Annotated in this window: 21 protein-coding genes; 13 read left to right on the forward strand and 8 right to left on the reverse strand. The window is 53.4% G+C overall.

The window, feature by feature from the left end; all coding sequences use genetic code 11:
• Positions 1 to 9 precede the first annotated feature (9 nt).
• From GN278_17070 to GN278_17085, 4 genes are all read left to right on the forward strand, one after another.
• Positions 10 to 1,590: a lysine--tRNA ligase gene (locus GN278_17070; protein XAT62327.1), complete on the forward strand. Its 1,581-nt coding sequence runs from the start codon at positions 10 to 12 to the stop codon at positions 1,588 to 1,590.
• A gap of 81 nt (positions 1,591 to 1,671) precedes the next feature.
• Complete coding sequence (locus GN278_17075; protein ID XAT62328.1) at positions 1,672 to 2,073, forward strand: DUF4864 domain-containing protein; 402 nt, start codon at positions 1,672 to 1,674, stop codon at positions 2,071 to 2,073.
• An 87-nt stretch (positions 2,074 to 2,160) separates the two neighbouring features.
• On the forward strand, positions 2,161 to 4,446 hold the full coding sequence (locus GN278_17080; protein ID XAT62329.1) for a right-handed parallel beta-helix repeat-containing protein: 2,286 nt from the start codon (positions 2,161 to 2,163) through the stop codon (positions 4,444 to 4,446).
• 67 nt (positions 4,447 to 4,513) lie between these two features.
• Positions 4,514 to 5,359, forward strand: a complete 846-nt coding sequence (locus GN278_17085) for a hypothetical protein (protein ID XAT62330.1) — start codon at positions 4,514 to 4,516, stop codon at positions 5,357 to 5,359.
• A 6-nt stretch (positions 5,360 to 5,365) separates the two neighbouring features.
• Here the strand turns inward: GN278_17085 and GN278_17090 are convergent, their stop codons facing one another.
• A complete protein-coding gene (locus GN278_17090; GenBank protein ID XAT62331.1) occupies positions 5,366 to 6,127 on the reverse strand; it encodes a DeoR family transcriptional regulator in 762 nt (253 codons plus the stop codon).
• A 224-nt stretch (positions 6,128 to 6,351) separates the two neighbouring features.
• Here GN278_17090 and GN278_17095 point away from each other — a divergent pair, with 224 nt between their 5' ends.
• From GN278_17095 to GN278_17105, 3 genes are all read left to right on the forward strand, one after another.
• Positions 6,352 to 7,992 (forward strand): glycerol-3-phosphate dehydrogenase, encoded by a 1,641-nt coding sequence (locus GN278_17095; GenBank protein XAT62332.1) that lies wholly within the window; start codon positions 6,352 to 6,354, stop codon positions 7,990 to 7,992.
• Positions 7,993 to 8,024: 32 nt separating this feature from the next.
• Positions 8,025 to 9,512 (forward strand): glycerol kinase GlpK, encoded by a 1,488-nt coding sequence (gene glpK / locus GN278_17100; protein XAT62333.1) that lies wholly within the window; start codon positions 8,025 to 8,027, stop codon positions 9,510 to 9,512.
• Positions 9,513 to 10,128: 616 nt separating this feature from the next.
• Complete coding sequence (locus tag GN278_17105; protein ID XAT62334.1) at positions 10,129 to 10,857, forward strand: hypothetical protein; 729 nt, start codon at positions 10,129 to 10,131, stop codon at positions 10,855 to 10,857.
• A gap of 174 nt (positions 10,858 to 11,031) precedes the next feature.
• On the opposite strand, the gene GN278_17110 is transcribed toward GN278_17105, so the two are convergent.
• The 3 genes from GN278_17110 to smpB all read right to left on the reverse strand — a co-directional run bounded on the left by GN278_17110 (position 11,032) and on the right by smpB (position 13,655).
• Positions 11,032 to 12,216 carry an aminotransferase class I/II-fold pyridoxal phosphate-dependent enzyme gene (locus tag GN278_17110; GenBank protein ID XAT62335.1) on the reverse strand — a complete coding sequence of 395 codons (1,185 nt, stop codon included), beginning with the start codon at positions 12,214 to 12,216 and terminating at the stop codon, positions 11,032 to 11,034.
• The gene (gene sseA, locus GN278_17115) at positions 12,217 to 13,074 is read right to left on the reverse strand and encodes a 3-mercaptopyruvate sulfurtransferase (protein XAT62336.1); all 858 of its coding nucleotides are present in this window, start codon (positions 13,072 to 13,074) and stop codon (positions 12,217 to 12,219) included.
• Positions 13,075 to 13,178: 104 nt separating this feature from the next.
• On the reverse strand, positions 13,179 to 13,655 hold the full coding sequence (smpB, locus tag GN278_17120; protein XAT62337.1) for an SsrA-binding protein SmpB: 477 nt from the start codon (positions 13,653 to 13,655) through the stop codon (positions 13,179 to 13,181).
• 131 nt (positions 13,656 to 13,786) lie between these two features.
• Between smpB and GN278_17125 the strand changes: the two genes are divergently transcribed.
• Both GN278_17125 and GN278_17130 read left to right on the forward strand, forming a co-directional pair.
• On the forward strand, positions 13,787 to 15,139 hold the full coding sequence (locus GN278_17125; GenBank protein XAT62338.1) for an aminotransferase class III-fold pyridoxal phosphate-dependent enzyme: 1,353 nt from the start codon (positions 13,787 to 13,789) through the stop codon (positions 15,137 to 15,139).
• A gap of 89 nt (positions 15,140 to 15,228) precedes the next feature.
• Positions 15,229 to 16,107, forward strand: coding sequence for a hypothetical protein (locus GN278_17130; GenBank protein XAT62339.1), 879 nt, complete (start codon positions 15,229 to 15,231; stop codon positions 16,105 to 16,107).
• Between the two features lie 62 nt (positions 16,108 to 16,169).
• Here GN278_17130 and GN278_17135 read toward each other — a convergent pair whose 3' ends face one another.
• Together GN278_17135 and GN278_17140 are read right to left on the reverse strand one after the other, a co-directional pair.
• The gene (locus tag GN278_17135; protein XAT62340.1) at positions 16,170 to 16,715 is read right to left on the reverse strand and encodes a pseudouridine synthase; all 546 of its coding nucleotides are present in this window, start codon (positions 16,713 to 16,715) and stop codon (positions 16,170 to 16,172) included.
• Complete coding sequence (locus GN278_17140; protein ID XAT62341.1) at positions 16,712 to 17,710, reverse strand: asparaginase; 999 nt, start codon at positions 17,708 to 17,710, stop codon at positions 16,712 to 16,714. Before GN278_17140 ends, GN278_17135 begins: the two co-directional genes overlap by 4 nt.
• Before the next feature lie 169 nt (positions 17,711 to 17,879).
• Here GN278_17140 and GN278_17145 point away from each other — a divergent pair, with 169 nt between their 5' ends.
• From GN278_17145 to GN278_17160, 4 genes are all read left to right on the forward strand, one after another.
• Positions 17,880 to 18,413, forward strand: coding sequence for a hypothetical protein (locus GN278_17145; GenBank protein XAT62342.1), 534 nt, complete (start codon positions 17,880 to 17,882; stop codon positions 18,411 to 18,413).
• 79 nt (positions 18,414 to 18,492) lie between these two features.
• Positions 18,493 to 19,677, forward strand: coding sequence for a 23S rRNA (adenine(2503)-C(2))-methyltransferase RlmN (rlmN, locus tag GN278_17150; GenBank protein XAT62343.1), 1,185 nt, complete (start codon positions 18,493 to 18,495; stop codon positions 19,675 to 19,677).
• Between the two features lie 138 nt (positions 19,678 to 19,815).
• A complete protein-coding gene (locus GN278_17155; protein ID XAT62344.1) occupies positions 19,816 to 20,424 on the forward strand; it encodes a hypothetical protein in 609 nt (202 codons plus the stop codon).
• 135 nt (positions 20,425 to 20,559) lie between these two features.
• A complete protein-coding gene (locus GN278_17160; protein XAT62345.1) occupies positions 20,560 to 20,874 on the forward strand; it encodes a DUF3764 domain-containing protein in 315 nt (104 codons plus the stop codon).
• Here the strand turns inward: GN278_17160 and GN278_17165 are convergent.
• Both GN278_17165 and GN278_17170 read right to left on the reverse strand, forming a co-directional pair.
• Positions 20,871 to 21,176 (reverse strand): hypothetical protein, encoded by a 306-nt coding sequence (locus tag GN278_17165; protein XAT62346.1) that lies wholly within the window; start codon positions 21,174 to 21,176, stop codon positions 20,871 to 20,873. The two genes, GN278_17160 and GN278_17165, sit on opposite strands and share 4 nt — an antisense overlap.
• Positions 21,173 to 21,757: a hypothetical protein gene (locus tag GN278_17170; GenBank protein XAT62347.1), complete on the reverse strand. Its 585-nt coding sequence runs from the start codon at positions 21,755 to 21,757 to the stop codon at positions 21,173 to 21,175. Before GN278_17170 ends, GN278_17165 begins: the two co-directional genes overlap by 4 nt.
• Positions 21,758 to 21,777 lie beyond the last annotated feature (20 nt).

Below are 21,777 nucleotides of genomic sequence, written 5' to 3' on the forward strand. Positions count from 1 at the left end.
AGAATAAATATGTCTGATCTGCGCGATGCTGCGCTCAGCGCAAAAGCCTGGCCCTTTGAAGAGGCGCGGCGGGTGCTGAAACGCTATCAAAAAGCGCCGCCGGACAAGGGCTATGTGCTGTTTCAAACCGGCTATGGGCCGTCGGGCCTACCGCATATCGGGACCTTTGGGGAAGTTGCGCGCACCACAATGGTGATGCAGGCGTTTCGCGAAATTAGCGATATTCCAACCAAGCTGATTTGTTTTTCCGATGATTTGGACGGCATGCGCAAAGTGCCAGGCAATATCCCCAACCCCGAAAAGCTTGAGCCATATTTGCAAATGCCGCTCACTTCGGTGCCCGACCCGTTTGGCACCCACGATAGTTTTGGGCATCACAACAACGCCATACTGCGACGGTTTCTAGACACTTTTGGCTTTGAATATGAGTTTTACTCGGCCACCGAATTTTACCGCTCGGGCCGGTTTGACAGCGTTTTAATGCGCGCGGCGGAAAAATATGACGAGATTATGCAGGTGATGCTTGCCAGCCTGCGCGAAGAGCGCCGTCAGAGCTATTCCATCTTCCTACCCATCCATCCCGACACCGGCCGCGTGCTTTATGTGCCGATGAAGCACGTAAACGCCGCCGAAGGAACGATCACGTTCGACGACGACGATGGCAACGAACACACGCTGCCGGTCACGGGCGGCAATGTTAAACTACAATGGAAGCCAGATTTTGGTGCCCGCTGGGCAGCTTTGGGCGTTGATTTTGAAATGTATGGCAAGGATCATTCCACCAATACCGCCATCTATGATAAAATTTGCCGCATCCTTGGCCATCGCGCCCCCGAGCATTTTTCATATGAGCTGTTTCTGGATGAAAACGGGCATAAGATTTCCAAAACGTCGGGCAATGGCGTGTCGATTGACGAATGGCTGACCTATGCCAATACCGAAAGCCTTTCGTATTTCATGTATCTTAAGCCTAAAACCGCAAAGCGGATGCATTTTGATGTGATCCCGAAAGCAATGGATGAGTATCAACAGCAGCTGCGCGCCTATGCAGGTCAGGATATCAAAGCAAAGCTGAATAATCCGGTGTTTCATATCCACGGCCATAATGTGCCAGCGCCGGATATGGTGGTGCCGTTTTCCATGCTGCTTAATCTTGCCTCGGTTGCGAATGTGGAAGAGAAAGATCAGCTTTGGGGTTTTATCAAACGCTACGCCCCCGAGGCTTCGGCCGAAACCCACCCCGGGCTTGATCAGGCGGCGGAATTTGCAGTTCGCTACTTTAATGATTTTGTCAAACCGGCCAAGGTATACCGCGCGCCTAGCGATCTTGAACGCGAAGCGCTAAACGATCTGCGCGATCAGCTTTTGGCCTACGACGGGCCAATGGAAGACGAAGCGCTACAAAGCCTTGTCTTTGCCTGCGGCCGCGAACGCTTTGATCCGCTGCGTGACTGGTTCAAAGCCATTTACGAGGTGCTGTTGGGGGCCAGCCAAGGGCCAAGGTTTGGCGGATTTATAGCCCTTTACGGGGTGACGGAAACAGCCGCGCTGATCGAGGCCGCACTGGCAGGTGACTTTATAAAAGACTAAACCGCTCATAAGCATCGGCAGACCGAAAATTGATTTTCACTGGCGGCGTTCTACCTCATGGTCATCAAAGAGGATGACGTGATGCGTATATTTGCAATTTTGTGGTTTATAGTAATATTGGGCTCTCCGCTTGCCGCCGGAGAAAAAGAGGACGTGCAAGCCATAATCAATGGCCAAATCGAAGCCTTTCAACAAGATGATTTTGTGGCCGCCTTTACCTATGCCAGCCCATCGATCCGCTCGATGTTTGGCACGCCTGAAAACTTTGGCAAAATGGTACAGCGCGGCTATCCCATGGTCTGGCGACCAAAAGATGTTCGGTTTCTGGATTTTGAAAGTACGCCTGCAGGGCTTATCCAGTCACTTCAAATCGTCGACCAATCCGGCAAAGTTCATTACCTGAGATATTTTGTGGTCAGTACCAGTAAAGGCTGGAAAATTTCAGGCGTGCAATTCATCAACCCTGCAGAGTTCAGCGCCTAACGCTACTGAGCAGCGTACGGAGCTAAAATCAATCATTAAGCAGGGCCGACTAGGCTGACGTGAAACCGTCAACCAAAGAGGCCCTGCATGAGCATATCAAGCTCCACTCTTCCCAATTTTTCACCCCCTGCGTTTAAAGCCGGCCTTGCCAATTGGTCAAACGGCGATGGTACGTCTGGCTCGGAGAGCTATGGCGCAGTGTCCGAGGCTGCCTATGTGCCCAATGACAGCGATTTTTCCGGCTGCCTTGAGCTGATCAAAACCCGATCGGTGCAAAAATTGCGGGCTTTTGCTAAAACCCCGATGCGGCCGGAAACATATCTGCGGATAAGCACCCGGATCAAATCGGTGACCGGCAACCTGCCTGCAGTTCGGATTGCCGGATGGGCCGGCAACGATAGTGATGCTTGGGTCAGTGCTGCTACCCAAATTGGGCCGTCTGTGGCGCTCAGCGCAGCAGGAGAAGTGGTTGAAATTTCCGCCATTGTCGGGCCGGGACTGCGTGATGGGGTCGATATGGTGTGGGGCTCTGAGCCGACATACGGGCATTTCGGTCTTGATTTAACCGGTGCCAGTGGCGGCATTGTTCGAATTGACGACTTTGAAATCCAAGATGTGACCGGTCTGTTTCACCGCGAAATGATCAATGTGGTGGATGTGCGCGATTACGGCGCCTTGGGCGATGATCAAACTGACAATTACAACGCTTTTGTGGCCGCTGATCAGGCGGCAAACGGGCGTCAATTGCTGGTGCCCGAGGGAATCTATCACATCACCCGCGGCCTGTCACTCAGCGCACCAGTGCAAATTCAGGGGCAGCTTGTGATGCCGGATGATGCGCCTTTGGTGCTCAGCAAATCCTATAATCTGTCCACCTATATTGATGCGTTCAAATCAGAAGAGCTGGCCTTTAAAAAGGCCTTTCAGGCGTTGCTTAACAGCGGCGATCACGACTCGCTTGATTTGAGCGGACGCAGCATTGCCGTTTCAGAACCGATTGATATGCAGGCGGCAGTGTCCAACCGGACCGAATATGCCCAGCGCCGGGTGATCCGAAACGGTCAGTTTTATGCCCAAGGTGACACTGCATGGGAAAATGAAGTTGTTAATTCGGTTGCGACCTACAGTCAAAACACTCCGAAAGTTTTGAAAAATGTGGTGGATATTGCGAATATTCCGGTCGGTGCCTTGGTGGAAGGTCACGGTGTTGGGCGCGAAATTTACGTCAAATCGAAAAATGTTGCGGCGCAGGAAGTGACTTTATCCGAAGGACTTTTTGACGCGGATGGCACCCAGAATTTTAACTTTACGCGGTTTAAATATTTGCTGGATTTCAGTGGCTTCGAAAAGCTGTCGAAGTTTTCTTTGCAAAACATCGAATTTCAATGCAACAGCAAAGCCAGTGGGATAATGTTGGCGCGAACTGGGTATGTCTTTCATATCAAAGATTGTTTCATCACGAGGCCCAAATACCGCGGATTAACCTCAATTGGGACCGCCTGTCAGGGTATGCTGGTGGATCGCTGTCATTTTATGACTGCCGAACCGAATACAAAATCCCAAGACCGCATCAGTATAGCAATCAATGCCAATGGCAATGATGTTAAGCTGCGCGAAAACTGGGCCTCGCAGTTTCGCCATTTCGCCATACTCAGCGGATCTAACAATATCGTCAGCGGCAATCATTTCTATCAAGGTGATGGTGTAGCCAACGGTATCCGGCTTGCCGGGTTGGCCATGACCAAATCAAATACCGCCACCACTGTTGTTGGCAATTATGTGGACAATTGCTTTTTGGAATGGACCAATGAACATGATCCCACACCGGATTTCACCTCAGGTTTTGGCTTTTCCGCACTTTCCGTGAGCGACAATGTGTTTTTAAGCGGTAATGTCGCCGATTGGTTCGCGTATCTTGTGGTAAAACCGTTTGGTAGCGGCCACGGGATTTCCAATCTATCGGTCAATGGCAATACTTTCCGCTCTATCAACGGCACCATCGACCGGGTGGAACGCATCGACACCAGCTATGCAGATATTGACCGCACCCGTTTGTGGCATATTCAGTTTATGGGCAATAATTTTAACAATATAAAAACCCGAAGCCAAAACCCTTTGCGCCTGAGCCACTCACAAAATTCCGCCTCATCCGTCTGGTCTATTGAAACCGATGGGCAACTGCCCTTTGGCGGATATGCACGCGATGTCGAAGCGCTGGTGGCAAAAAGTGAAATAAAGTCTTCCTCAAATCAGAAAACCTATAACATGCCCTATGTGACTCTGGAAAAGGGCTCAGCAAGAGATCGTGTCAATCTGAACTGGCCCGAAGCCGTGAAAGGCAAGATGGGGATTAAAATCAGATGTGATCGCTGACCGCAGGCTCTGGTCAACAGCCCTGCAACCAAGTATAGCGCCACAGGCAGATATTAAGAGGCGCGTGATGACCGATCCCGACGAGCTGAGCAAAACGATCATCAAAGATCGTGCGGCACGCGGCCAGCCAATTTCCAAGCTGGGCTATTTTTGTGCGCCGTTTCGGCCTCAAAACGGACCGCTGTCGGATCAAGTGATCAAAGTCTATCGCAGCTTGGCCGACGTGGCCGCGCTTGATCGTTTGGCACAGGCGCATGATGACTATGTTATGCTTTTGCAGCGCACTAATGTTGGATTGCCGGAAACCGAATTTCACCTGCTTGATCTCGGCGGCCAACGCACGCCGGTGGTGGTACAACAAGCCCTTGATGCGCGCAGCATGATGCGCCCGCAATTGATCGCCGCAGATCGGCAAAACGCCCTAAAGCTGATGGCAGCCGCGGGCGATGTAATCGCGGGTTTCTGGAATACGCTTGAAGAGAATGATGGCCGCGTTGGATTTCATCCCTCAATTCGCAACTTTGCCATTGTGGACGGGCAGGCGATGTTTTTTGACACCTTTCCCCCGCTGATTGGTTATACGCGCGATGAGATGGGCGAAATGCTGTTGCAGTTTTCCGAAAAACGGCTGATGCGCTGGGTCGGGCCAATGCTTAAGCAAAAAGTCACTGGCATTCAGGATGAATGGTATTCACCGTCCGAAACTCTGGTCGGATTGGTCGGCAGCGCCTGCCGGCTGCGCCCCGATGATGCCGAAGCGTTTTTAAGCTGGGGGCGTGATTTTGCCCAAAGTCAAATGCCGCGCTGGTCGGACGCGGCGCTTGCCAGTCTAAAAAAGCCGCCGCGTTTGCCCGGATACTGGACCGGATTTCGCAAACTGCTGGGATTGCAGGGCGAGCCTAATATTCAATGAATGCCCCTAGGGGCAAAGATGAACCGCTGTGTCCCAAGCCGCGCATCGTTCTGCCAAGGCAGGCGCAACCGCAGCATCGGTGAACATGGCTGAAAGCCCTTTGAGTGATGTGATCCGCACCGGCGCGCTGCGTTGGAATTTTGACTTATCGGCCACCAAAAATGTCTGCCGCGCCTGTTCAATGATGGTCTGGCTGACACCCACCTCTTGCAGATCAAAATCCAGCAGATCCCCGTCCTCATCCAAGGCCGAACAGCCGATCACGGCATAATCCACTTTAAAGCGCTCAATGCTTTGCTGGGTCAATGTACCAACAAGCCCGCCATCTTTACGCCGTAGCACCCCACCCGCCAGTATAATTTCGCAGCTATTATTGGCCGCCAAAATAGACGCCACATTGATGTTATTGGTCACCACCATCAGATTGCTATGATCCAGCAGCGCCTTAGCCACCGCTTCGGTGGTAGTGCCGATGTTCAAAAACACCGAACAATCCGACGGTATATGCGCTGCACATTTTGCCGCAATAGAGGCCTTCGCCTCGGCATTCAGCTCGCGGCGCTGACTATAGGCGATATTCACCGTACCCGAGGCCACAATCGCGCCGCCATGCACCCGCTCTAACTGACCGGTTTCGGCCAGATCGCTGAGATCACGGCGGATAGTTTGAAGGCTGACGCCAAAATGCTCGGCCAACCCCTCAACCGTGACTTTGCCTTGGCTCTGGGCAATTTCAAGAATATCGGGATGGCGGAAGGTCTGTGACATGAAAGCTCCGGTTTTAAGTTAGACATCACACCCCGGCTCATCTGGTCAAGCGCAAACCGGCCGCCAGCGCGGAAAAAGCGGCACTTTATGGTCGTTTGTGTTCGATATTGTGCTTTTTAGCTTTAATTCGAACAAAATCGCGCGTATATGGACGTTAAACCGATTATTTTTATGTGAGCGTTGGCGCTAGTACCTTGGCGGCCAATTTTTAAAAGGAGCCAACCGTGTCCGAGCTTTCCAATACCGAACCCTATGATCTTTTTATCATTGGCGGCGGCATCAATGGCTGCGGCATTGCCCGCGATGCTGCCGGTCGCGGCCTGCGTGTCATGCTAGCCGAAATGAATGACTTTGGCGGTGCCACTTCATCGGCCTCAACCAAGCTGTTTCATGGCGGGCTGCGGTATTTGGAATATTTCGAGTTTGATCTGGTGCGCAAAGCCTTGATTGAACGCGAGGTTCTGCTCAAAGCGATGCCGCATATCAGCTGGCCAATGCGCTTTGTTCTACCGCTTTACAAAGGCATGCGGTTTGATACCGAAACGCCAACTTCACGGCTGTTGGTGCGGTTCATGCCATGGCTGCGGGGGCGCAGACCTGCGTGGTTGATCCGTTTGGGGTTGTTTTTATACGACACGCTGGGGGGGCGCGACATTCTACCCGGCACGGCCACATTGGATTTGCACCGCGATCCGGTGGGCAAGCCGTTGCAGGAAAAATTTGCAAAAGGCTTTGAATATTCAGATTGCTGGATTGAAGACAGCCGGTTGGTTTTGCTCAACGCCCGCGACGCCGAGCAGCGCGGCGGTACCATGCGCAGCCGCAGCGCCGTTACCAAAGCCGAACGGGTGGGCGAGTTGTGGCACATTAGTTTCGAAGACAGCCAGAGCGGCACATCTGAGACCGTTCAGGCAAAGATGTTGGTCAATGCCGGTGGACCCTGGGTCGAAAACATCATTCATCAGACGGCGGGGATTAATTCATCCGAAGGCGTACGTCTGGTGCGCGGCAGTCATATTGTCACCCGCAAACTCTTTGAACATGACAAAAGCTATTTCTTTCAAGGCAGTGATGGACGGATTATCTTTGCCATTCCCTATGAACAGGATTACACCCTGATCGGCACTACCGATCAGGATCATAGCGACCCCGATACCCGCCCCGAATGCAGCGCGGAAGAGCGTGATTATCTGCTGGGTTTTGCCTCGGAGTATTTTGCCAAACCCGTTACAAAAGAAGACGTGGTCTGGAGCTATTCCGGCGTGCGCCCGCTTTATGATGACGGGGCCAGTTCGGCCACGGCGGCCACCCGAGATTATGTACTGACGGTCAACCAACCGGATGGCACCGCGCCCATATTGAATGTCTTTGGCGGCAAAATCACCACCTACCGCAAACTGGCCGAAAATGCCTTGGTGGAAATCGCGCCATTTTTCCCCAACTTGCCAGGCCCGTGGACTGCGGGCGTTCCCCTGCCGGGCGGTGATTTTGCAGTAAAAGATGTACAAAAAAAGCTTGAACAGCTCGAACGGGATTATCCGTTCTTAACCCCGCGTTGGGCGCAGCGGCTGCTTCGGGCTTATGGCACCGAGGCCTGGGATATGCTGGGCACAGCAAAAACTGCTGCCGATCTTGGGCGTGATTTCGGCGCCACCTTAACCGAGCAAGAACTGCGCTGGTCCATCGCCAACGAATATACCAAAACCACTGAGGACATGATCTGGCGGCGCTCAAAACTGGGGCTGCGCCTGTCGAAAGACGAGGTTGCAGACCTTGATAAGTTCTTTAGTGATCCTCTGGGCAAATCCAAAAAGACACCAAAACGCAAAGCAAAACCGGTTGCGCTCGATCAAGAAATCGGCTGAATTTACCGCAACAAATCTAAAAAGGTGCTGACATGACCCATATCCTCGCCATTGACCAAGGCACAACATCGAGCCGCGCGATCGTATTTGATCAGTCCATGACCCCGATTGCCAGCGCCCAAGAAGAGTTTGAACAGCATTTTCCCGCCAGCGGCTGGGTCGAACATGAGGCCGAAGACCTTTGGTCAACCACGATCTCGACCTGCCGCAAGGCGCTTGAAAGCGCAGGGCTAAGCGCAAGTGATATCGCCGCCATTGGCATTACCAACCAGCGCGAAACCACGGTGATCTGGGATAAAAACACCGGCCAAGCGATCCATAAGGCGATCGTCTGGCAAGACCGCCGCACAGCCGATATTTGCGAGGCCCTGCGCAGCGGCGGCCATGAGCCGATGTTCACCGCGCAAACCGGTCTTTTGCTCGATCCCTATTTTTCCGGCACCAAGGTGAAATGGATCCTCGACACTGTTGAGGGCGCGCGGCAGAAAGCGGCCGATGGTGATCTGCTCTTTGGCACGGTCGACAGCTATCTGATCTGGCGGCTGACCAGCGGGCGCCTGCATGCCACCGACGCCACCAACGCCGCGCGCACGCTGCTTTATGATATCCACCGCGGCGCTTGGAGCCCCGAGATTTGCGAGCTGCTTGATATCCCCATGGCCATGCTGCCCGAGGTTAAGAACTGCGCCGATGATTTTGGTGAAACCGAAGCGGCGCTCTTTGGCGGCGCAATCGCCATTCGCGGTGTCGCCGGCGATCAACAGGCGGCCACCGTGGGGCAGGCCTGTTTTGAACCCGGTATGTTGAAATCTACCTATGGGACGGGCTGTTTTGCGCTGCTGAATACGGGCGATGCGCCGGTGCAGTCACAAAACCGGCTGCTGACCACCATCGCCTATCAGCTGGATGGCAAGCCCACCTATGCGCTGGAAGGGTCAATCTTTATTGCCGGCGCTGTGGTGCAATGGCTGCGCGACGGGCTAAAAATCATCGGCACGGCCGCCGAAACTCAGGGCCTGGCCGAAACCGCCGATCCATCGCAGGATTTGGTGATGGTGCCCGCCTTTACCGGCCTTGGCGCGCCCTATTGGAATGCAGAATGCCGCGGCGCGGTCTATGGGCTGACGCGCAATTCCGGCGCGGCAGAGTTCGCCCGCGCGGCGCTGCAAAGCGTCGGGCTGCAAACCCGCGACCTGCTTGAAGCAATGCGCGCCGACGGGGCCGCAGGGGCGGGCGATGCGGTGCTGCGCGTGGATGGCGGCATGTCGGCAAGCAACTGGACCATGCAATATCTGGCCGATATTATCGGCGCGCCGGTAGACAGACCCAAAGTGCTGGAAACCACCGCCATGGGGGCCGCGTGGCTGGCCGGCATGCAGGTGGGCGTCTATCAAGGTCAGGCCGAATTTGCCGCCAACTGGGCGCTTGAGCAGCGCTTTACCCCTAAGATGGCAGAGCAAGAGCGCGCCGCTGCCTACACCCGCTGGAAATCCGCCGTCGCGGCGACATTGACGGTTTAAGGATTTTGGTAGAACAGCGATTTACTTCATAAAAAGTTAGGGCTCTTTTTGGGACATCTCTCAGGACCTAAAATAAGACACCTCGAAGGCTAGACTGGTTTCACACCTGGTTCGAACAACGCTCTTATTCCCTCTCTTAAATTAGTCAATTGCTCACCTGACCCAAAACAAGCTGAGCAGTTTTTTACTCTGAAAATTGCTTAACTGCGGCTGCAGTTTGCACCACCTGGTTGACCGCATTCTCCAAATTACGAAGACCTTCGCTGCCCATGTTCACTGCCACCAAACTTATAACAATTGATACCAACATAACCCCAAATTCGGGGCTAAATTACCCAAGTATATTACCCTCTTGAGGGATAAGTGATGGAGCAAGATCAGCCTCAAAATTTTGGTGTTAACCGCCATAGGATTTGCCCCCTAAAAACTCTTTGATTGAATATTGACTACAAGAGAACACCTTGGAACAGAAGATAGCCGTTATCGATGAAAATTTGTAATTGTGCTTTCAGATCCTCAAAGGCTGAAAGGAGCAATAAATATGCTGGGCTTGCAATCTTAGCAAACATCATGGACAGTGAAGCTATATTCATAATTTTTTATTGGAAAAAATCTATTGGTTTATCGTTCTATTCTAATTCTAATCTTGGCATTTCACGCAAACACTGTTTTCGCTCGGGACCTCGCGCCATCGATCCGACCAGTCCTTGAGTTGATCGCAATTACAAACGCACAATTGAAACATTGCAAGTTTGAAGACAGCACAGGCGACAAACAGGCAGCCATTGATGCCGCTTTTATTGCCTTATCCGAGGCTTTGTACATGCGAGCTATCGCTCTTGGCCGAAAAGAAGAGGACGCGCGCAAGGGAGTTGCTGATTACATAACCTTGATTTCCCAAGATCCGCAGATTACCCGAGGACCAAAAAACCTTAAAATTTTTCGGCAAAAATGTCCTAAAAATTTAAAGCGACCAATGGAAATACTGAAGTCACAAGAATTCCAAAAGTATCTTAGTGACTATACCTCCCTTCCATGGATTTATGATAGCCCCTTCATTTTATCGGGCACTACTCTTGAAACCTATGCAGGGCCAATGACACAGCGCCGTTTGCTTGATACGCTATCTTATCGGATGGGTTGCCGAGACATCAGGCCCATATCAATCAGTTTGGATGAAAAATCCGTTATTGACTCGACCGGACTGCCAATCTTTGTCCAACCAACCATCAGGTTTATAGAAATTTGGGAGGTGGAATGCAGAGGCAGAGGCGCAACCAAGAGCTTTAAGGTGAGCCATTCACGAGATAGCGAGGGACCGGCTGGGTTTTACTCGGTCGAATAAAATCAGTTTATAAAGCAGATTTTTTGGATCACTGGGGCAATTTTGCCGGCGCTGCCAGTCACGTGAGGAGCTGACTGGGTTTAGGCCAATTAAGTCTAGTGTTTAATGCCTTCGAAACCGGCCCTATCGATAGATGTACTCGGCATTCAATCGCGCCGGACGACAGGATGCAGATTAAATCCCGCAGTCGATGATGGCTTTGGCCAGAACCGGAATGGTTGCTGAATTCAGACCGGCGATGTTCAGCCGGCTGTCGCCCACCATGTAAACCGCGTGTTTTTCGCGCAGCGCGTCCACTTTATCCGGTGTGGTGCCCAGCCGCGAAAACATCCCCCGATGCTCGGCCAAAAACCCAAAGCGGTCCGAACCGGAAAGCGTGCGCAGCTCATCAGCCAGCTGTTGGCGCAGCCCCAGCATGGACAGACGCACCTCTTCCAGCTCGGCCTGCCAGTCGGCGCGCAATTCTGCATCGCTGAGCACCATGGTCACCAGCCGCGCACCGTGGTCGGGCGGGAACGAAAAATTCTGCCGGTTGAGATAGGCCAATGTGCCTTGGTTCAGCGCCTGTGCGCTTTGATCTTGCGAAACCGCCATCAAAATGCCTGTGCGCTCGCGGTAAATGCCAAAGTTCTTGGAACAGCTGGCCGCGATTAAACATTCGGGCAGCGCGCTGGCTAAAAGCCGGGTGGCAGAGGCATCTTGCTCAAGCCCTTCGCCAAAGCCCTGATAGGCAATATCAATCATCGGCGTGGCGCCGGTTTTCTGCAGCAGCTCAACCACCTGCTGCCATTGCACGGCGTTTAAATTGGCCCCAGTTGGGTTGTGACAACAGCCATGCAGCAGCACGATATCACCGGCTTTTGCCTTTGCCAGATCGGTGCACATGGCGTCAAAATCAACGCCGCGTGTGGCACTATCAAAATAGCGGTAAGGAACGGTTTCAATCGACAAATGGCGCAAGATCGAAAGGTGGTTCGGCCATGTGGGATCAGACACGAACACGCGTACATCCGGATTGGCCATCTGCGCCATTTCAAACGCCTGACGCACCGCGCCGGTACCGCCCGGCATCGCCGCCGCCGCCACCGCAGCGCGCGGAACAGCGTCGCCCAGAACCAGATCAACCATCACATCGGAAAACGCCGGATCGCCCACCAGCCCGACATAGGATTTGGTGGTTTCCTGCTGCCAAAGCTGTTGCTCGGCGGTTTTAATCGCACGCATCACCGGGGTCACGCCATCGGCATTTTTGTAAACCCCAACCCCGAGATCAATTTTCTCGGGCCTTGGGTCCTGCCGATAAAGCTGCACCAGCGCGAGTATTTTATCGGCTGGTTGCGCGGTGAGCGTTTCAAACATTCAGGTGTCTCCTGTTGCGACGGGCACCATGGGGAACTGCCCCCACTCCGCCCAGCTGCCATCATAAAGCGCATGGTCGGTTTTGCCCATCTGGGTCAAAGCAAGGTTAAGAACAGCGGCCGTGACCCCCGATCCACAACTTGTGATCGCCGGCTTGGCTAAATCCACACCAGCCGCTTGGAAAATGGCGCGCAGCGCATCGGGGTCTTTGAGTGTTCCGTCTTGGGACAGCAAGCTGTGAAAATAAACATTTTTGGATCCCGGAATATGACCGGACCGAAGCCCTTCGCGGGGCTCGGGTTCATCGCCGCGAAAACGCCCAGGGGCGCGGGCATCAATAATTTCATGATCGCCCAGTTTTGAGGCCGCCGCCACCTGGGTGACATCCTTGACCATCTGGTTTTGCCGGCGCACCATCATATGGCGGTCGCGGATAATCGGGGGCATATCTTCGGTCGGGTGACCTTCGGCTTTCCATTTGGGAAACCCGCCATCCAGAACCGCAACATCGGTGTGGCCCATCAATTTTAGCAGCCACCAAACCCGCGCGGCGGAAAACAGCCCAGCGCCATCATAAATCACCACCTGATGTCCATCGCCAACCCCCATGGCGCGCATCCGCGACAGGAATTTTTCCACCGGCGGCACCATATGCGGCAATTCCGAGCGGTGATCGCTAATGTCATCAATATCGAAATACCGCGCTCCTGGGATATGCGCGGCCTCAAATTCGGCCCGTGCGTTGCGCTGCATTGTGGGCAGATACCACGAGCCATCCAAAACCCGCAGATCAGGATCTTTCAAATGCGCAGCAAGCCACGCGGTGGAAACCAGTGTTTTTGGATCATCAACTGCCATTGGGACCCCCGAATTGTGCTGTTTTGTCCCTACTACTCTGAGATCGCGGTGGCAAGGGTAGCGGTTAAATTTGCCGCTCGGCTGAACCGCAAGACGCCGCGGAATTAGTCGCCGTGGCGCAGAAGGCGCTGTTTCTGACGGCCCCAATCGCGCTTGGCCTGATCTGCACGCTTATCGTGATTCTTTTTGCCCTTGGCGATACCGATTTTTAGTTTCACCTTGCCGCGGTGATTGAAATACATCACCAGCGGCACCAAAGTCATGCCCTTGCGCTGGGTATCAGACCAAAGCCGCGCCAATTCGCGGCGGTTGACCAACAGCTTGCGGCGACGGCGTTCTTCATGACCAAAGGTTTTGGCCTGCTCATAGGGCGCAATGTAGGAATTCACCAACCACAGCTCGCCCTCATCCACCTCAGCATAGCTTTCGGCAATATTGCTGCTGTTGACGCGCAGGGATTTCACCTCAGAGCCAAACAGCGCCACCCCGCATTCAAGATCATCCTCGATTGCGTAATCAAATCGCGCGCGCCGGTTTTCGGCAATCACTTTGTAATTCGGGTCAGATTTAGGAGCCGCCATGGCTTGGCTGATTACACGGTGTTGGGCAGGCTGTCCATGGTTTGCATGACCCCTGCCGCTGCTATTCGTACTGGACAGACTCGCCAGCGCGGTGCTAGCTTTTGATCAAATTATATTTCTCAGGTGATCCCATGAAAGACGACAACTTCCTCAAAGAGAACAACGCCCGGCATTTGTGGCATCCAATGGGCCATCCGGCAGACTCGCTTGCCAATCCGCCGAAAATTATAACCGGCGCCGAAGGGGTCAAGATCACGGATATCGACGGCCATTCCGTGGTGGATGCGGTGGGCGGACTTTGGTGCGCCAATCTGGGATATTCCAATGATGTGATCAAAGATGCGATTGCCAAACAGCTTTATGATTTGCCCTATTATTCGGCCTTTGCAGGCTCGACCAATCCCCCGGCGATTGAGGCCTCGCTCGCCGTGCGCGAGATGTTTGCCGACGATGGCATGGCGCGGGTGTTTTTCACCTCGGGCGGATCAGATGCGGTAGAAACCACATTGCGGCTGGCGCGGCAGTATCACCGGCTGCGCGGCGAACCCACGCGCACCAAGTTCATTTCCCTAAAAAAGGGCTATCACGGCACGCATTTCGGCGGCGCATCCGTGAATGGCAACAACCGTTTCCGGATCAGTTACGAGCCGCTTTTGCCCGGCTGTTTCCATCTGCCAAGCCCGTATCCCTATCGCAACCCATATGGTGAAACCGATCCTGCAAAGCTGGCGCAAAACATCGCCGCCGCGTTTGAGGACGAAGTGGCCTTTCAGGACCCCAAAACCATAGCCGCCTTTATTATGGAGCCGATCCAAGGCGCGGGCGGCGTTATAGTGCCCGATGCCTCATTCATGGGGCTGATGCGCGATGTCTGCACCCGCCACGGGATTTTGATGATCTCGGACGAGGTGATCACCGGTTTTGGCCGCACCGGCGATTGGAGCGGCGCACGCCATTGGGGGGTCAAGCCGGATATGATGAGTTTGGCCAAAGGCATCACCAGCGCCTATTTTCCAGTGGGCGCGGCACTGATGAGCGATCAGGTGGCCGAGGTGTTTGAAAACGACCGCTCGGCGGATGGCGGCATTTTCCACGGCTATACCTATTCGGCGCATCCTGTGGGCGCAGCAGCTGTCACCGCCTGTCTGTCGGAAACCCTGCGGCTTGATACCAAAACCAACGCCGCCGCGCGCGGCGCGCAGCTTTATCAAGGGGTGCAAAAGCTTAAAGAAAAATACGATGTGGTTGGCGATGTGCGCGGCGGCGAAGGGCTTATGACCGCGCTTGAGCTTGTGAGCGACCGCGCGGCTAAAGCACCACTGGATATGGACGCAATGAAACGCGTGCATCAGGCCACCTATGAGGCCGGCTCAATGGTCCGTCTGGGGATGAACAATATCCTGATGTCACCGCCGCTAACCATTAGCGAAGCCGAGGTAGACGTGATTTTATCGGCGCTCGATGCGGGGCTTGGGGCGGTTTAATTTTTAGCGGTCACTGGATGGCACCTTTTGGGTATCAGGCGGCCTGAAAGCCTGAATTCGTGTGCTCCTGCCTTTATGAACCACTGATCGTGAAAGATATCATGCTGAACCCCGATTTTAACCGCGCCCGAGATTTTATTTATTCCAACGCAAGACTTATTGAACGTCATCTCTTTTCATTTCAGTTTGAAGACGGCGCAGCGGATATGGTTGAGCGTGCTTTAAGTGGCTATCAACACGCCAATAGGCTTTTTGGGTTCGGATTAGAACCTGATAAACGCGCATCGGCGCCGCAACCGGTTGATCAGGCATTCGCGATGGAAATTCTTGATGCAATTGGTGCGAGCCGAGGCCGGTTTGAAGCGATCTGTGATAGTCTGCATCATCTTACAAACGCTGATGGAGGTTTGCCGTTCTCACATCAATCCGTAGAAGCGGCGCCACACGCAGCTTGGTGGGCCTGCGCGTCCAGCCAGCCCAGTTCGATCAACCCGACCGGCATAATCCTGTCATTTCTATGGAAGTCCGGCCTTGACCACCCCTGGATGAAGAACGCGGAAGATTTTTGCTGGGATGCGCTAAACCAGCTTCAGGTCACAAGCGCCCATTCCATTCAAAATGGTTTGGCGTTTCTTGCGGCGCATCCCGATCAGCAGCGCGCGGGGCAGGCATTTAAGGGGCTGCGAGAACTCGTCAGAGGCGCAACTTGTTTTGATCCACAGTCAGAGGAATATGTCTTTTCGCCTTTGATCTTTGCGCCTAGCCCTAAAAGCCCGGCCACACGCTTTTTCTCAAACGATGAGATTCAGCCACACCTGCAATTTATGATTAGCCAGCAACAAGAGGATGGCGGCTGGCCGATCAACTGGCCGCCATTGTCGCAGGGCGTGATGTCGGAATGCCGCGCAATTGTGACCTTGCGCAATCTCAATATACTGCGGGCTTATAACAGTCTAAAGGGTGTCTAGGCATAGTCACCTGCACCCGTTCCAAAGCCTCTTAGCCACTGTTGCAAATGTTGCGCGGCACTTTAGCCCTCGGCTCGGTACTGCCCTGTTGCAATGCCCTCAAGACGCCACTGTCCCACCCGAGCGCGTATAAGCCGCAGCGTGGGCAACCCGATGGCGGCAGTCATCCGGCGGACCTGCCGGTTGCGGCCTTCACGGATTGTAATCTCAAGCCAGCTGTCGGCAACGGTTTTGCGAAAGCGCACCGGCGGTGTGCGCGGCCAAAGCCCGCCCGGCGGCGCAATGCAGCGCACTTCGGCTGGCTGGCAGGCGCCGTCTTTTAGCATAACGCCTTGACGCAAGGGCATCAGATCACTGTCGTTCGGCGCGCCTTCCACCTGCACCCAATAGGTTTTTTCCAGCTTGTGCTTCGGGTCTGCAATTTTCGCCTGCAGCCGCCCGTCATCGGTTAAAACCAGCAGCCCTTCGCTGTCCCGGTCGAGCCGGCCGGCTGGATAGACATCAGGAATTTTGATGTAATCCGCTAGGGTTTGGCGGCGTTCGGCAGACGCGCTATTATCAGTGAACTGGCACAGCACATTGAACGGCTTGTTAAAGAGAACAATCATAAGGTCAGGGCAGAAGCCGGTTTGATCATACCGGTTTCAATGCCGCGCCAGTTTGTGATCGCCGGTGTCATCCATTTTTGCGCCGCCGGATGATCGGGCGAAAGCACCCCAAGCGCGCACAGCAGCGCGGCAATGGCCGAATTGCTGGCGCGGGTATTGCCGTCGGTGATTTTCAAAGCCACCCCTAGACGCTGTTCGGGCAGGATGGCCACAAACACGCCCTCGGCCCCGGTTTTTATTGCCGCGGCGCCCGACATGGCGCGCATCAAATCCGTACAAGTACGGCCCTCGCCAGCGACCAGTTCGGGGTGCAGCATCATGGCTTCGACCAATCGGCGGGCTGCTTGGGAAGCACTGTCCGCCCGGTCCTGCGCCGAAGCATACCACGCCATCGCCCGCGCCACATCGCACAGCTTTGCGGCAAAATTCGGCGCCGAGCAGCCGTCGATACCATAGCCCGGACTGACGGCGCCAGTGGTCATTTCAAAAGCTTCAAGACAGGCTTTTTGCACCGGATGGGCCGGATCAATATATTCAGGCCCAGCCTTTAAATGCTTTGCCAACGTCAAAAATCCAGTGTGCTTTCCAGAGCAGTTATTATGCATCTGGCACGGGCTTTCATCCTGGTCGCGCAAATCATGCCGCGCGGCTTTGTCATTGGGGATCTGCGCACCGCAGCGAAAGTCATCATCCGATTTTCCCAGCGCCGCAAGCCAGCTTTGCACCCGGTCTGTGTGGATCGCCGCGCCTTGGTGCGACGCACAGGCCAACGCCAAATGCTCGGGTCCAAGCCGGTGCGCTTCGGCGGCGCCTGATGTGATTAAGGGCAGTGCCTGGATCATCTTGACCGACGAGCGCGGCAGGATGATTTGATCCGGATCACCCCATGTTTTAACCACCTGCCCGCTATCATCACAGATGACTGCATGCCCGTAATGGACGCTTTCAAGAAACGCGCCGCGCCATATTTCGCTCATCACAACCGGATTTTTCATCGTTTGCTTCAACTTTCTGCGCAAATTTTTGCCAACAGGGCTTTCGTTAAAACTCTGTTTCAGGCTATTATGCCTTTGTCGAGTTTTTAACCGGGGTCTGCAACAAAAAATGGTGATCAAGCGCCATAGGGCCCCTGCAAGGATATGTCCAATGGGACGGAGGCATAAAATGCGGGAAACACTTAAGCTTATCAGCGTGGCTTGTGGGTTGGCTTTGGCTTCAACAGCCGGTCTTGCCCAAAGCACCAGCAATAATAAAGTGTCGGAAAAAACTGACTGGAGTGTTTTTGTCGACCAAAATCCAACTGAGTGCTGGAGTGTCTCGCAGCCTAAAGAATCGGTAAATACCCGCAGTGGCCGTGTAGTATCGGTGAAGCGCGGCGATATTCTTTTGTTTGTATTTTTCCGGCCCAGTGAAAAAGTCGATGGGCAGGTCACCTTTACCGGCGGCTATCCCTTTGCCCCCGACTCGCGCGTGAAACTGGCGATTGATGGCAAGAGCTACGATTTGCCCGCAATCCAAGGGGAATGGGCTTGGGCGACCTCGCCCGAGGATGATGCCAAAATCATCGCGGCAATGAAGCGTGGCGCCAAAGCGGTGCTGAGCGCCCGTTCAGAGCGCGGCACCACCACCAAAGATACATTTTCGCTGACCGGTTTCACCGCTGCCTATGACGACAGCAAAAAACGCTGCAGCAACTAAGTGCTAAAACGCGGGCTTTGCCTCTGCCGCGCGAATCCTCTATGCTCGCCGCTTGTAGTTGGCAAAAGTGAACCCTGATATGACCGCAACCGCCCCGATCACCCAAGATGTGATGACCCTGCCGCGCAAAGCGTCTGAAGGGCCACTTAATCTTGTCGGTTTGACGCGACCCGCGTTTAAAGCGGCTTTGATCGAAGCAGGTACACCGGAAAAACAGGCCAGGATGCGGGTAGGCCAGATCTGGCAGTGGATTTACGAAAAAGGCGTGCGTGATTTTGCGCAGATGACCAATCTTGCCAAACCCTATCGCGCGATGTTGGCGGAAAACTTTAAAATTGCCGTGCCCGAGATTGTCTCGAAACATATCTCTACCGATGGCACCCGCAAATACCTTTTGCGCATTGCGGGCGGGCATGAGGTGGAAACAGTATATATCCCCGAAGTGGATCGCGGCACGCTCTGCATCAGCTCGCAGGTGGGCTGCACATTGACCTGTTCGTTCTGCCATACCGGCACGCAAAAGCTGGTGCGCAATCTGACCGCAGACGAGATTATCGGTCAGGTTCTGGTTGCGCGTGATGATCTAGGCGAATGGCCCGGCGTGCCGGGTCGCAACAGCGATGCCCGTTTGCTTTCAAATATCGTGCTGATGGGCATGGGCGAGCCGCTATACAACTTTGACAATGTGCGCGATGCGATGAAGATCGCGATGGACCCCGAAGGCATTTGCCTATCGCGGCGGCGCATCACCCTGTCCACCTCCGGCGTTGTGCCGGAAATTGCCAAAACAGCGCAGGAAATCGGCTGTTTGCTGGCGGTGTCGTTTCATGCCACCACCGATGCAGTGCGTGATACGCTGGTGCCGATCAATAAAAAGTGGAATATCGAAACGCTTTTGACCGAGCTGCGCGCCTATCCCAAACTTTCGAACTCTGAGCGCATCACGTTCGAGTATGTGATGCTGAAGGGCATCAATGACAGTGACGCCGACGCGCGCCGCTTGCTCAAGCTTATTCGCGGCATTCCAGCCAAAATTAATCTAATCCCGTTTAACGAATGGCCCGGCGCCCCCTATGAACGCTCTGACTGGGCACGGATCAAAGCGTTTTCAGATATTATTTTCAACGCAGGCTATGCCAGCCCGATCCGCAAACCGCGCGGCGAAGATATCATGGCCGCCTGCGGCCAGCTTAAATCCGCCACCGAACGCGCCCGCAAAAGCCGCAAGGCGATTGAGGCGGAAGCCGGTGTGTCGGCCTCTTAAAAACTCATTTATCTCACATAAATCGGCAGATTTGACAGGATAGGGTAGACATGGGACCTTTATCCTCTGAGCGATTGAACGATTCTTATTATTTCCCAAATTCGAAACTTGATTTCACAGTTTCCACTAGGATTTTTTATGAAAAAAATTGATTATAAAAAACAGCTCAAAACGCTTTATGGCCCCTCTGCCAAAGACGTGGTGGAAGTTGATGTGCCGCCGCTCAACTATCTGATGATTGATGGCATGGGCGGACCGGACGGACCGGCCTTTCAAGCCGCTATCGCCGCCCTATTTCCACTGTCGTACACGCTTAAATTCATGATCAAAAAGGGACCACTGGCCATCGATTATGGCGTCATGCCACTAGAAGGGCTGTGGTGGGCCGACGATATGGCGACATTTATCGCAGGCGATAAAGACAAATGGCTCTGGACCCTGATGATTATGCAGCCCGAGCTGATCACTGCCCCATTGGTGGACGAAGCGGTCGCAGCGGTCAAAAAGAAACAAAACCCCAATGCGCTGCCGCAAGTTCGGTTTGCCCGCTATGATGAGGGCCGCTGCGCCCAAATACTGCACAAGGGGCCGTTTTCTGAAGAAGGCCCAACCGTCGCGCGGGTACATGAATTCATTGCCTCAAAGGGCTGCGCATTAACCAAAAAGCACCATGAGATTTATCTAAGTGATATCCGCCGCGCCGCGCCGAAAAACCTCAAAACTGTGCTGCGACAGCCCATGGGGTAAAGGCGGCGGCCCAGACCCCTTTGTCGTAGCGTAACGGCCGCGCAGTGGGGTCTTACGTGGCGTTATGCTTGTTTTTAAAGGGAAAATTAAAAACAGTTTGGGCCATAATGATGGAAACGCAGGAAGGAGCCTCGGATGACACTTATCGTGAAATCGAAGATCAATATCACCAAGGGTTTTGATACTTGGCAAGCAATGGTCAAATCACAGGAACCAAAGCTAAATGAGCTTGGGATTAAGTTTCTCTTTGCCGGTACTGAAAAAGACAATCCCAATCAGCTGCATGCCATTATGATATTTCCAAGCATGGAAGCGCTTCAGGCCTTTGGCGGTGATGAAGAGCTAACAGAAATACGCAGGCAGGCAGGCGCAGTGATTGAAAGCGGTGTGATGACGCCAATCTCAGGTGATTATTTCACCAACTATCCAGAGGCTCATATAAAACACTAGGCCTGCCCATCTAGAAAGCCCGGTGCAACGCGCCGGGCTTGGAAAACATCAGCTCGAATTTGATTGCGCATCGCATCATCGGTTTGCTCAAGATAAATATGGGGCTCAATCTCGGTTAAGCCAAGGCAGCGGGGGAAAAGATAAGCTCTGATACTGCCTCCAGAATTAACCAACTGTGTCGAACCTTCAGGTAGATCAATGCTCAGGGTCCGAGCCGCATCTTTCAAATCCTCTAAGGTAAAGAAATTTCCAGAATTATTTGCCGCTTTTAATTCCGCCAAAAGTACCGCAAGATCGTTCATTGTCTTGCTCCCTCAACAAAGTCACCACGAGCAATTTTTTGCTGCAATTCTTGCGTGAAAATAACATCTGCTGACTGCACGCCACCATGGGCAAGCCCAAGCCAATTTCCCATAAAATTCGTTAGAATATCTTCGAGCAAGGTAAGCGCAAATTCTTGCTGTTCTGGATTTGCAAACTTGTCGGCATTTGTCATTTTATAGGTTTGTAGATCCGTCACATTTAAGGTTTCGGTGTACTTTTCATGTTGCGCACCAATATGTCCAAACTCCCAATACCTTGATCCATCCTCGCGATCTTTCGAAGTTAACATGAACCTTTTTTCGGGCGACGTTGAAAACGCGATTGAGCGCCCTTCAATGTGCAAGATAAAGACAAAGCCAGGCTCATCTCGGTCCTTGGATGTGTGTTCGTGCAAAAATACATCATCGCGGCTTGTCCAAACTGTATCGCAGTTCATGTCAAACCAGAAGCTCAATCCTGTTCGGGCGCCGCTGTAGGTTCTTTCTTTACCCGTTTTAAGTGGCTCCAGCTCGTAAGTACTACCTGTAAATTGCTTATTTCCATCTGCATCTATGAACATATTCTATTTTTCCTAAAACA

Source organism: Rhodobacteraceae bacterium Araon29 (assembly GCA_039640505.1).
Classification (GTDB): Bacteria; Pseudomonadota; Alphaproteobacteria; order Rhodobacterales; family Rhodobacteraceae; genus CABZJG01.